This window comes from Tengunoibacter tsumagoiensis, from assembly GCF_003967535.1.
Classification (GTDB): Bacteria; Chloroflexota; Ktedonobacteria; order Ktedonobacterales; family Ktedonobacteraceae; genus Tengunoibacter; species Tengunoibacter tsumagoiensis.
The window spans coordinates 206,982-218,089 of the sequence record NZ_BIFR01000001.1 but is presented as its reverse complement, the minus strand read 5'-3'; the positions used below and the strand labels follow the sequence as shown (position 1 = coordinate 218,089).

The following is an 11,108-nucleotide window of genomic DNA, read 5'->3' as shown; positions in this document are numbered from 1 at the left end:
GGGACCTATTGAGTTAAAAAGTTTCTGAGCAGCGGCATTGCAAAGCGGGCATGGGTGTAAAAAGCCTGATGCCCGCCATTTTTAATGGTCACCAGCTGTACATTGGGGATCTGTGATGCAAGCAGCTCTGCATCTGCATAAGGGACCTCGCCATCAGCCGTCCCATGTAAAACAAAGGTTGAAGCCTTGATCTGTGCCAGTGGATAGGGCTTTAAGGCCAGAAATTGTTCCATATCGTTTTCATACCCCTGTTGTCGGATTGAATACATCATCACCGAGCGTAAGAGATCCTCACTTGCCGCTTGCGGCGCTAAGCGAGCGAATGGCAACATGGCATAGAGCAGAGGATCAAAGAGGATCAAACGGCTATAGAACTGGCTGAACCAGCGTTGTAGAGGCGACCAGCCAGCCTGGAGCTCCTCCTCTGAATAGCTCTGTGCAACTCCACTGATGATTGCCAGTTTCTGACAGCGCTCGGGATAGCGCAGCGCAAATTGGAGAGCGGAAGGTCCACCGCCCGAGAAACCGATGATGGAGGCCTGTTGAATGCCCAATTCATCCAGCAGAGAGGCATAGAGATCCGCCTGTTCGGCAGGCGTACGGCCAGACTCAAGTGGTGTCTGTAGATAACCAGGACGAGAAAGTGAAATAAATGTATGTTTCATCGTGTTGGAGCGTGAGCGCTCCGTCATACTAAGTAGCTTACTAAAGGCAAAGCTCTGATCATACCCGCCGGGTGTGCCATGAGCGATAAGGACGGCGGGCCCTTTTCCGCTAATACGATACTCTACAGGTCCAACACCTGTGTTTACGATCTGACTCCCAGCTTGTAAACTGGCCAGAGCCTTTCGTTTCCAGGTTTTGTAAGAGGCAATGCTCCCCATGACGCTAGTCGTAGTCAGACAGATCATGGCAGCCACGAGAAGTTTTGTTTTCATGAGCAAGCTACCCTTTGTATTTCCTTGTCATCTATAACCAAAAAAGCCATCACTAATTGATACTGCTGTGTCTATTAAAAAGTTGCTGAATCATGAGTCATTTTTTTGATTTTACAAATTCTTGAGAAATAACGAACCTGATCGGCGAGACCTTGCGTATTTGCTGAGATTCCCATAGAATAACCTCTATGGGAATTTTTCTTGGCTTAATGGCGGCGATCTGTTGGGGGACCGGTGACTTTCTGGCTCGTTTTGCAACCCTTCGCCTGGGTACATATCGTACCCTTTTCTTCATTCAATTTCTTGGATTTATAGGCTTGAGCCTCTATGTACTTACCACAGGTCAGTTACAGCAGCGCTGGGCGAGTAGTCCGTGGGAGCCGTGGATCTGGGCCCTTGTGGCAGTGGTCTTAAATGTTGGTAGTTCGCTACTGCTCTATCGGGCATTTGAAGTTGGCACCCTCGCGCTTGTTTCACCAATAGCTGCCAGCTATTCTGCTGTAACGGTCATGCTGGCTTTTGTGAGCGGTGAGCATCTCTCATCTCTCCACCAGATGGCGTTGTTCGTTATTTTTATCGGCGTTGTCCTCTCTGCAACCCCTTTTAAGCGTCCAGCGAGGGGTCTGCGTCCATTTGTGTGGCGTGGAAGTTCTTTGGCTGGTATCTATCTCGCCCTGGCGGCGGCCTGTGGATATGGGGCGACATTCTGGATACTTGGTTATCACGTGACTGGCGATCTGGGTGGAATTATTCCAGTCTGGCTCATTCGTGGTCTGACTCCTTTGCTCCTGGCTATCTGTGCACCGTTGATCCGTCAGCCGCTCAAGCTGCCCCGTGGTAGCATCTGGTGGTGTATTGCGGGCATTAGCCTCTTTGACACATTGGGCTATATAGCCTATACAACCGGCCTCTTGCAGCATGGACAGCTCGCCATCGTCACGGTGCTCTCATCCCTCTATAGCGTTGTTACAGTGATCCTGGCATGGTTCTTATTGCACGATCGCTTGCAACAAAATCAATGGATGGGCATCCTTGTTATCTTTACGGGAATTGCATTGGTGAATATATAGCTGTTGTGAATTTCTGCCAGCACCAGCAGTATACAGGGATAATGGAGTTGTTAAAAGAGCCATTTTTCATATACTAAGAGAGCCATTAATCACCGTCAGGGCAATCATATGAACCTCGTTATGCATAGTGATGGCTCTAGCTATACAGCTCATATTTTGGTTGGATACGAACCTGTTCGTAGCTGTAGGTCGTGAGCATTCCACGAGTGAAGGCACCCAGACCATGGGCCATGCCATTGAGCAGCCAGCGGGTTGCCAGCCAGCAGAGCACGCCCAGGGGCGTTGCCAGGAATGAGAGCACAAACGTCAATGGATCAAAGTGCCCATCAATGTACATAAAGAGCATCCATTCATGATAGTGACTTCCAGAGGCATTGACTAAACTATAAATGTAAGTACTCAGAAGGTAACTTAACGGATTAAGCAAGAGAGTCAATGAGAGAATCGGCAGCGTCAGGGCAATCACAAATGCGCTAATGCCCAGCGGAAACTTTACCAGTACATAGAGCAGGCTGCGCCAGGTCAAAGGGTCACTGGCATTGCTCTTCAACCAGTTCCACCAGCCGCGTCCTCTCTCCCCATGATGCTCGCGCCCGGTTCGAGGCATCTCAATATGCAGCATACTTGCAGCCAGATCTCGCTCAACGATAGCGATTCCCCGTAGACCAGCCATAGTTATGAGAAGGATGGGAATGCCGATCCAGATCACGACAGTACTCATTCCTACTGCCAGGCCAATCACAACAAACAGAAAGTAGAGCAGGCTGAGCGGGAACGAAAGTAATAAGTAGAGAATAGAGAGACCAATATTCTCCTTGTGTCCATTTCTATGGCGATCGTTTGTGAATACCTGTTGCATGATATGTTCTCCTCTTGAAACTTTTTATTCTATTTAAAGGTTTGTGATTTAAAGCTTTGCGATTTAAAGGTTTGTATCTGGGTGTAGACAGTGACTCTTGTTGTGTGTCATCTCTCTGTCCATAGAATAGCTGAGGAAGATCGCAAGAATATGGCAAAAATGTTACAGTTATGTGTCTATATGGCTGGACTGATCTCCGTATGAAAAGTGTCTATTCTACAAGGCGAGAGCTCGCACATGCTATACTGAAAGCGTACGAATTAGCCTGTGTGATCTGCGCTATTGATAGAGGCCAGATTACTGAGGAAAGTGGGGAAACAACTATGGGCAGAGTTGTTGTATTAGGAAGTCTCATCACGGATCTGGTGGCTCGTGCTCCTCGATTACCCTATCCTGGCGAATCGTTGCTGGGTAATGATTTTGATACCTTTCAAGGCGGGAAAGGGATCAATCAGGCGATTGCAGCCAGACGTCTGGGAGCTCATGTCTCTTTAGTGGGCAGAGTGGGTATAGATACCTTTGGCGATGAGTTCTTTCCTATTTTAGCGGCAGAAGAGATTAGCAGCGCCTTTATTCAACGCGATCCAACCATTGGTACAGGCGTCTCGCTGGTCATTATTGCCGAAGAGACGGGACAGAATGTCATTGTCGCTAATCCACGAGCCAACCTTGCTGTTCCGGCTGAGACGGTGATCCAGGCCCTGGAGACTGCTGCTGCCGAAGCTCAAAAAGAGGGGTCTGGGACCGGCCTCTTTTTGACGCAGTGCGAGACCAGTCGCGTCTCCTATCTGGAGGGATTGCGTCATGCTCGAATGTTAGGGATGACAACGATTTTAAATGCTGCTCCGATCCCTCGCGAACCATTGAGCGACGAGCTCTTTCATCTTGTCGATATTCTTATTGTAAATGAGGTGGAAGCCGCAGCGCTGACGCAGCGTCCAGTAACCTCGCTGGAAGCGGCCCAGGAGGCAGCCGAGGACCTGTTGAAGAAAGGCCCAAAGCATGTAGTAATTACGATGGGCGAGCAAGGTGCTTTGTGGAGTACCTATCAGCAGGATAGCCCTACACCACTACCGGCAACAGAGCACCAGCATCTGCCGCCGTTTGCCGTCAAAGCGGTTGATGCAACCGCTGCTGGTGATGCTTTTTGTGGAGCCCTGGCGGCCCATCTTGTACAGAATATTCCTCTGCCTCAGGCCCTGCAACGTGCGAGTGCAGCTGGAGCCGTTACGGTGACACGTAAAGGCGCGATCGCTTCGCTTCCAACTGTCCACGAGGTTGATGAATTGTTACAGCCCCATTAAAGGTTGCTCTTCTGGTAGGGATGAGCCTGATGGTTAACGAATGGAGAGAATAACTATGTCAGAAACGACAAAGATTAAGCCCCCGGCGATTGTATCCGACCTTGAATTAACGACGAAGGATACTGGCTACACTATGACCTCGGACTCGGTCATCGGGTCACTCTTGCGGACTCTTGTAGCCTCGAAGCCAGCAGGGGTCTTTCTTGAATTAGGCACCGGAACTGGTATGGGAACAGCCTGGTTGCTTGATGGTATGGATGCGCAATCGCATCTTATTACGCTTGATAGCAATGAGAACGTCTCTACGATTGCCAAACGCTATCTGAGCAAGGATGCGAGGGTGACTATCTTGCTTGCTGAGGCTGAATCATTTATCCAGACCTTTCATGATGAGGGGAAGAGATTTGATCTCATCTTTGCTGATACTGCGCCTGGCAAATTTGTGCTTCTGGAAGAGACGCTTTCGCTGCTCAAAACGGGAGGCTTCTATGTGATTCACGATCTGCATTTCAAGCCTTCCTGGCCGCAGGGACATGCTGAGCAGGTCGATGCACTGATTGCTAATTTTGAACAGCGTACCGATGTCCAGATCACCAGATTAAATATTTCGACAGGGGTTATGATTGCGGTTAAGCTGGCCTGAGTCTGTTTAATCAGGACGCTCAGCCTCTCTCCGTTTCTCTAACCAGCGTTTGACACTGGCCTCTCTCCCTTGTTGACCTGGTTCGAAGAAGCGTCTGCCGACCAGGCTTTCCGGGAGATATTCCTGTAGTTTGCCTACAGGAGGACGTTCCGCGTCCTCAACGGACATATCCTTATAGTAGTCATGGGCATACTTATACTCCTTGCCATAGCCCAGATTCTTCATCAGGCTGGTTGGAGCATTGCGTATCCAGAGGGGAACAGGATCATTATGTCCGCTGAGGATCTCTGCGCGGATCTGATTATAGGCATTATAGACCGAGTTGCTTTTGGGTGCTGTTGCCAGATATGCTACAGCTTCGGCTAGAATAACCCCTGCTTCAGGCATGCCTACAAAATGCACTGCCTGTTGAGCCGCTACACAGATGCCGAGCGCCTGTGGATCGGCGAGCCCAATATCCTCTGAGGCCATGCGAATCACGCGGCGAGCTAGATAGAGCGGGTCTTCGCCAGCTTCAAGCATACGGATGAGCCAGTAAAGACTTCCATCGGGATCAGAGCCGCGTACAGCTTTATGCAGTGCGGAGATCATATCGTAGTGCTGATCGCCGCCTTTATCATAGAGCAGTGCACGATGCTGCATTGCGTCCTCAATCATGGGGAGCGTAATCTGCACAGGTGTCTCATCGCTGGCATCTACCTTATGGCTAAGCACTGCCAGTTCTAAGACATTCAGTGCGGTCCGAGCATCTCCGCTGGCATAGATAGCGATCTGCTGAAGCGCATCGTCGTCCAGAAGAGCGTGTAATCTGCCCAGGCCACGTTCATTATCGGTGAGCGCACGATGCAGGATTGAGACAATCTGCTCCTCATTGAGGCCATGGAGCACAAAAACGCGTGAGCGAGAGAGAAGTGCAGCATTGACCTCAAAGCTGGGGTTCTCGGTCGTAGCACCGATCAGGGTCACAGTGCCGCCCTCAACATGGGGGAGGATCGCATCCTGCTGAGCCTTATTGAAGCGGTGGATCTCATCAACAAATAGAATCGTATGTTTGCCTGTAAAGCGAAATTTTTTCGCCTCTTCCATTGTTTTGCGCAGATCCGCAACACCAGCCGAGACCGCACTCAGGCGGACAAAACGCGCATGGGTATGATTGGCGATCACCTCAGCCAATGTTGTTTTGCCACTCCCAGGAGGGCCCCAGAAGATCATCGAAGTAATCTTATCCCCCTCAATAATGCGGCGTAAGATCTTACCAGACCCTAAGAGATGCTCCTGGCCCACAATCTCATCCAGTGTGCGTGGACGCATGCGCGCAGCCAGTGGTTCGCCGGGTGCAAGAGGATTGAGCGGTTGATTTTTAGGCTGTGCGGTTGGATTGTGTTCCGGTTCCGCATCAAAGAGTGATGTTTGATGTACCATATCCACTTTTCGTTCTATTTCTGCAACGTACATTCACGTCTATTCGGTGTTATTCAGGGTAGAGATTGTGAGGCGCGTTATTGTAGCATACCACATTTCACGAAGAGAATAGAGCCAGCCCTGTCTCATAGTTTAGCATGTGTCTGAAGAGAGGAGGGTGTTTTCGGGATGTGAGACGGCTTCAGACCTGCTGTTACTATTCAGCATTCTTTTATTTCTCTACCTCATCCCAGAGAACGTTTTGACAGTGATGAGGTAAAGATGGTATGCTCCAACCAACTTCTGCTATATAGCAAGGATATATAAGGTACTATAGAATCTCAGGAGATGCTGACAATGGAGTTTACTTTTCCGCATGGATTTCTCTGGGGAACAGCAACTGCCGCCCATCAAGTGGAGGGTGGCAATTACTACAATGACAACTGGGTCATAGAGCATATTCCAGGTACACCGTATGCTGATGTCTCAGGTGATGCCTGTGATCATTATCACCGTTATCGAGATGATATCAGACTATTGGCTGATCTAGGATTTACCATGTATCGTTTCTCGCTCGAGTGGGCACGTATCGAGCCAGAAGAGGGTGAATTTTCGTTTGCCGAACTTGAGCATTATCGGAGAGTACTCCTGGCTTGCCATGAACACGGTATTACGCCGCTCGTCACCTTTCATCACTTTACATCGCCTCGTTGGCTGGCTGCTGCGGGAGGTTGGGAGTCGGCGGAGACCCCGGCCAAATTTGCTCGTTATTGTGGACGAGCCATGGCCCATCTAGGAGATCTGATCCCTGTTGCCTGTACAATGAACGAGGTCAATATTGGCCCCTTAGTCTCTGCTATCATTAACCCTCCTCTCCGCGCAGAGCGGCAGTTGGCCTGGTATCAAGCCGCAGCACGTCAGGTTGGCAGCGATGCGACAACATTTACCCCCTTTCTCTATGCAGATGACGAGCGTGGTCGTGAGGTTATTTTAGAGGCTCATCGGCAGGCCACACAGGCCATCAAGGCTGTGGCACCCGGTTGTAAAGTTGGCCTGACGTTGGCAATGCAGGATATTCAGGCGGGTCCAGGTGGTGAAGAGATGGCTGCTCGGATGCGCCATCAATTAATAGATGTTTATCTAGAAGCGGTCCATAGCGATGATTTTATAGGCGTTCAGACCTATAGTCGGCAGAGATTTGGTCCTGATGGGCCGTTGGGATCAGAAGAGGGGGTAGAGCTCACACAGATGGGCTATGAGTTCTGGCCTCAGGCGCTGGAAGCTACGGTTCGTTATGCCAGTGAGAAGACAAATATCCCCGTTCTTGTCACCGAGAATGGCCTCTCAACTACCGATGATACGCGCCGTGTAGCCTATATTGAGCAGGCATTACGCGGTATCGCAGCCTGCCTACAGGATGGTATCGAGGTGCTTGGTTATACCTATTGGTCTGCCATGGACAACTTTGAATGGAGTAGTGGCTATCTGCCAACCTTTGGATTGATAGCGGTAGATCGCAAAACGCAGGAGCGTATTCTCAAGCCAAGCGCCTATCATCTCGGTCAGATTGCCCGCACCAACGGTTTTTAGGCAGCTCCAGGCAGCGATAGTGCGGAGCCGTTTCCGATACTATAATGGGACTCACTGCTGGGCTTCTTGATGGGTGAGATTCTCCGTACCAAGATGCCTTCCGAATAGGCGAAGAATGAGGTAGGGCTAGGAGCCCGGCAGACTCTATGATATACTCATCATATAACTGGCGTCTTGTAGCAGAGAAAGGAGGGAAAGATATGGATAAAATCCTTTGTTCAACCGGGCAGTGTGTGCCCTCAATCTTTCATTGGTTTGCGAAAAAAGAAAAAGTGAGGAAAAACATCCATGATCGACCATCCTTCTGGGCTTGCACCTTTGTACAAGGGCTGGGATGTCTACCAGAACCATCTCATTCACGCCCTTACTCCACTTTCACCTGAGCAACTGACCTTCCGTGTGGGGGATGACCTGCGTTCCATTGGCATGATAGCGACTCATATTGTTGCGGTGCGTGCCCGATGGCTCTATTATGTTTTGAAGGAGGGCGATGAGCAGCTCGTCGCAATTGGTCGGTGGGATCGCGCCGACCAACCCGCCAGGTTTCCTGCGGAACTGGTAAGTGGACTTGAAATCACCTGGAAAGTGATTGAAGAGGCCTTACAGCGTTGGACTCTTGCCGATTTAGAAGAGATGGTGCGCGATGTAGATGAAGAGACTGGTGAGGAAGAGGTCTTCACGCGCCAGTGGGTAATCTGGCATCTGCTCGAACATGATCTGCACCATGGTGGAGAACTCTCATTCTCGCTTGGTATGCATGGTCTGACTGCGATCGATCTCTAGCTAGAGAACAACCAATATGTCCGGTCTGGAGATGGACTCGCTTTCATTTCCAGTCCGGACAATAATAATCGTGCCCTATCGGTACAGCACATATCCGGCCAGGCCAGCGATACCGAGAATGATCAAGAGATTGATGCGCTGGCTTGCGGCAAGAGCAATTGCTCCAACGATAATCAGCCAGGCCTTCCAATCTGCACCAGTATTGCTCAGGAGAGACCAGACAACCGTAAGTGTGAGTGCAATCACGGCCAGGGAGATGCCACGCATCAGACCAGGGACCCAGCGCTGCTTCTCGATGCTCGTATACGCTCGCTCAACGATCAGCACAAAAAACGTCGGGATAGTGAGCGCAATTAAGGCCAGCAGTGCGCCAGCCCAGCCATAGGTAAGATAGCCAAGACTGATAACCCAGAGTCCATTGGGCCCTGGACTGATCTGTCCAATCGCTATCGATTGACTAAAGTCAGCATTTTTAGCCCAGTGCAGCCCCAACAGATCCTGCCGTAAACTGGGAAGATTACTAAAGCCTCCCGAAGAGAGAAGAGAAGCCTTCAAGAAGAGAAGGAAATAGAGAAGAGGATCAATCATTGTTTGCCCCCTTCGATAGGCAAGATGTTGTGGCGATTGGTAAAGAGCACAATGCCAGCGAGACCCGCCGAAGGCAGAACGATAAAGACTGGTAATTGCACCACAATCAGAGCCACAGCACACACCAGAACGAGAAGCAGACTAAAGAAGAGACTCAGGCCACCTTCCAGTCTGGCACGTTTGTATTGTGGCAGACTAAAGCGTAGCCCGACCAGGAGCATAATCCCCCCGGTAGCTGGAATGATCCCCTTCAATATAGATTGAGTGGCATGCAGATCGCGAACCTGCGTAAAAAGAGCTGCAATCAGGCAAGTAATAATCGAACTGGGCAGAAGCATTCCCAGGAGTGAGAGCAGCATACCCCAGAACCCGCCCAGCTTTTTGCCAATAAGGATTGTCAGAGCGATAAGATTAATGCCTGGAGCAAACATACATAAATTCCACAGATGAAGATATTCTTCCATCGTTATACAAGTGCGCTTGACTGAAAATTCGCGTTGAATTAAATACGAGGTTGAGGCTCCGCCACCAAAGGATTGAAGACCAATGCCAGACCAGATGCGGAACAGTTGCCAGGCGCTTAGTTGAGGTGTTTGTGCCGTCTGCATAATGAAAAGCCTTTGTGTCAATAAAAAGAGGACAATAGACCCCTTCTTTATATCTTATTTGTTCAGCCTGTGACAACTGATCTGCCTTCGATCGGTCGTAAATTGACATCTCAGTTGTATTGACGTCATTAATAATGACAGAAGAGAATAGTCCCCCAAAAAAGGCCATGTAGAACGTAGACAAAGAGTGATGAAGTGCGTTGTCGCATAGTGTATCATCATAAATCATTTTGGATTTAGGGCAAGCGTCAACAATAGCACGCTTCTAGCTTTTTCTTCCACCTTGTTGAGTAAAACAAGCTTTCCTTTCTCATGGAATGACCTGAATCGTCAGACACAGAAAGAAAGAGAGCTTGAGCGGGATTTTTTTGTTGCACTCCGCAAGATAATCCCAGCACACTGGAAGGAGCCTTATGAGCATGCAAAAATGGGAATACATGGTCGTTACCGTTTGTGAAGGCGAGAACGAGCGAACAGTTCAGGCAGTTGATGGTAAGAATCTGCAAAGCCTTCCCATTCCAGGCTTACATATCCTGATCGATAACCTGGTCGAAGAGGGCTGGGAATTGACGGGAAGCACTGATACCAGCAATTGTCAAAATTCGGACTTATTTTTCAAGCGTGCTGTGTAGAGGTCTGTAAGGTACCGTATGAGTTTTCCGCTATCTGTATAAAACCCCTGATGATTACCCCATTGCTTCTATGGCAGCAGGATGGAGTGATCATCGCTTCCTCTCTCCTTATCTTCCAGAGAATGTTTTCAGCTTCGATGTGAATAACCTCATTTGCCAGAGGCATTAAAGTAGTTTGCGATTAGGGCTTTTGTCCTAATATCTGCTAAAATAAGGTATGCGAAATGAATTATTAGCCTGGTTTGCGCGGGAAGGCCTGGTGCTGACTTCTGTAGTGATGGAGAGCGATGAACCTGAGGAGGACGAAGTCAAAATCACCATCAAGGCACCACTGATTGCACTCAGTCGTGCCAGTAGCGATTTTCGCGAGTGCCCCGATCCCGTCCTGTTTGGCTACCCCGAAGAAGCACTCGAGATGATGAATCTTGACGATATGCATCAGTTTATCTCGACCTGGTTTGAGAAGGCCGTCGAGGCTGGCATGGGACGCTGCTTTGTGTGCAATCGCTTACTTGATATGGGAGAAGAGAAGCCATGGGACGCTGTGTTTGTTTCTACAGAGCTCTACTGCTGGTTACTGGTGCATTTTGACTGTAAGCGCTACCTGAACCGTGATCTCAAGGGGCGCCATCCTTTTGAAGTGATAGCGCAACCTCCTGAATTTTTTGATCTTACTGTCTAACAGTTGAAGA

12 protein-coding genes are annotated in these 11,108 nt (G+C 49.5%); 7 read left to right on the top strand and 5 right to left on the bottom strand.

Features of this window, described 5'->3' with window-relative positions:
- Positions 1–5: 5 nt before the first annotated feature.
- A complete protein-coding gene (locus tag EL628_RS00880) occupies positions 6–938 on the bottom strand; it encodes an alpha/beta fold hydrolase (RefSeq protein ID WP_126577928.1) in 933 nt (310 codons plus the stop codon).
- A gap of 188 nt (positions 939–1,126) precedes the next feature.
- Here EL628_RS00880 and EL628_RS00875 point away from each other — a divergent pair, with 188 nt between their 5' ends.
- On the top strand, positions 1,127–2,008 hold the full coding sequence (locus EL628_RS00875; protein ID WP_126577927.1) for a DMT family transporter: 882 nt from the start codon (positions 1,127–1,129) through the stop codon (positions 2,006–2,008).
- A gap of 136 nt (positions 2,009–2,144) precedes the next feature.
- Here the strand turns inward: EL628_RS00875 and EL628_RS00870 are convergent, their stop codons facing one another.
- Positions 2,145–2,867, bottom strand: a complete 723-nt coding sequence (locus EL628_RS00870; protein WP_126577926.1) for a sensor domain-containing protein — start codon at positions 2,865–2,867, stop codon at positions 2,145–2,147.
- Between the two features lie 323 nt (positions 2,868–3,190).
- Between EL628_RS00870 and EL628_RS00865 the strand changes: the two genes are divergently transcribed.
- Both EL628_RS00865 and EL628_RS00860 read left to right on the top strand, forming a co-directional pair.
- The gene (locus tag EL628_RS00865) at positions 3,191–4,171 is read left to right on the top strand and encodes a ribokinase (protein WP_161975182.1); all 981 of its coding nucleotides are present in this window, start codon (positions 3,191–3,193) and stop codon (positions 4,169–4,171) included.
- A 55-nt stretch (positions 4,172–4,226) separates the two neighbouring features.
- Entirely contained in the window at positions 4,227–4,814 is a 588-nt protein-coding gene (locus EL628_RS00860) for an O-methyltransferase (RefSeq protein WP_126577924.1), read from the top strand.
- A gap of 6 nt (positions 4,815–4,820) precedes the next feature.
- Here EL628_RS00860 and EL628_RS00855 read toward each other — a convergent pair whose 3' ends face one another.
- A complete protein-coding gene (locus EL628_RS00855) occupies positions 4,821–6,236 on the bottom strand; it encodes a replication-associated recombination protein A (protein WP_126577923.1) in 1,416 nt (471 codons plus the stop codon).
- Between the two features lie 336 nt (positions 6,237–6,572).
- Between EL628_RS00855 and EL628_RS00850 the strand changes: the two genes are divergently transcribed.
- Positions 6,573–7,805: a glycoside hydrolase family 1 protein gene (locus EL628_RS00850; RefSeq protein WP_126577922.1), complete on the top strand. Its 1,233-nt coding sequence runs from the start codon at positions 6,573–6,575 to the stop codon at positions 7,803–7,805.
- A gap of 288 nt (positions 7,806–8,093) precedes the next feature.
- On the top strand, positions 8,094–8,588 hold the full coding sequence (locus EL628_RS00845) for a DinB family protein (RefSeq protein ID WP_126577921.1): 495 nt from the start codon (positions 8,094–8,096) through the stop codon (positions 8,586–8,588).
- Positions 8,589–8,663: 75 nt separating this feature from the next.
- Here the strand turns inward: EL628_RS00845 and EL628_RS00840 are convergent, their stop codons facing one another.
- Positions 8,664–9,176, bottom strand: coding sequence for a chromate transporter (locus tag EL628_RS00840; protein ID WP_126577920.1), 513 nt, complete (start codon positions 9,174–9,176; stop codon positions 8,664–8,666).
- A complete protein-coding gene (locus tag EL628_RS00835; protein WP_126577919.1) occupies positions 9,173–9,784 on the bottom strand; it encodes a chromate transporter in 612 nt (203 codons plus the stop codon). Before EL628_RS00835 ends, EL628_RS00840 begins: the two co-directional genes overlap by 4 nt.
- A 413-nt stretch (positions 9,785–10,197) precedes the next feature.
- Between EL628_RS00835 and EL628_RS00830 the strand changes: the two genes are divergently transcribed.
- Together EL628_RS00830 and EL628_RS00825 are read left to right on the top strand one after the other, a co-directional pair.
- Positions 10,198–10,416 carry a hypothetical protein gene (locus EL628_RS00830; RefSeq protein ID WP_126577918.1) on the top strand — a complete coding sequence of 73 codons (219 nt, stop codon included), beginning with the start codon at positions 10,198–10,200 and terminating at the stop codon, positions 10,414–10,416.
- A gap of 217 nt (positions 10,417–10,633) precedes the next feature.
- Positions 10,634–11,098 carry a hypothetical protein gene (locus EL628_RS00825; RefSeq protein ID WP_126577917.1) on the top strand — a complete coding sequence of 155 codons (465 nt, stop codon included), beginning with the start codon at positions 10,634–10,636 and terminating at the stop codon, positions 11,096–11,098.
- Positions 11,099–11,108 lie beyond the last annotated feature (10 nt).

Coding starts and splice junctions, on each gene's coding strand:
- EL628_RS00830 (WP_126577918.1), top strand. CDS start 10,198: ATGAGCATGCAAAAATGGGAATACATGGTCGTTACCGTTTGTGAAGGC.
- EL628_RS00875 (WP_126577927.1), top strand. CDS start 1,127: ATGGGAATTTTTCTTGGCTTAATGGCGGCGATCTGTTGGGGGACCGGT.
- EL628_RS00865 (WP_161975182.1), top strand. CDS start 3,191: ATGGGCAGAGTTGTTGTATTAGGAAGTCTCATCACGGATCTGGTGGCT.
- EL628_RS00855 (WP_126577923.1), bottom strand. CDS start 6,236: ATGGTACATCAAACATCACTCTTTGATGCGGAACCGGAACACAATCCA.
- EL628_RS00870 (WP_126577926.1), bottom strand. CDS start 2,867: ATGCAACAGGTATTCACAAACGATCGCCATAGAAATGGACACAAGGAG.
- EL628_RS00880 (WP_126577928.1), bottom strand. CDS start 938: ATGAAAACAAAACTTCTCGTGGCTGCCATGATCTGTCTGACTACGACT.
- EL628_RS00835 (WP_126577919.1), bottom strand. CDS start 9,784: ATGCAGACGGCACAAACACCTCAACTAAGCGCCTGGCAACTGTTCCGC.
- EL628_RS00860 (WP_126577924.1), top strand. CDS start 4,227: ATGTCAGAAACGACAAAGATTAAGCCCCCGGCGATTGTATCCGACCTT.
- EL628_RS00845 (WP_126577921.1), top strand. CDS start 8,094: ATGATCGACCATCCTTCTGGGCTTGCACCTTTGTACAAGGGCTGGGAT.
- EL628_RS00825 (WP_126577917.1), top strand. CDS start 10,634: ATGCGAAATGAATTATTAGCCTGGTTTGCGCGGGAAGGCCTGGTGCTG.
- EL628_RS00850 (WP_126577922.1), top strand. CDS start 6,573: ATGGAGTTTACTTTTCCGCATGGATTTCTCTGGGGAACAGCAACTGCC.
- EL628_RS00840 (WP_126577920.1), bottom strand. CDS start 9,176: ATGATTGATCCTCTTCTCTATTTCCTTCTCTTCTTGAAGGCTTCTCTT.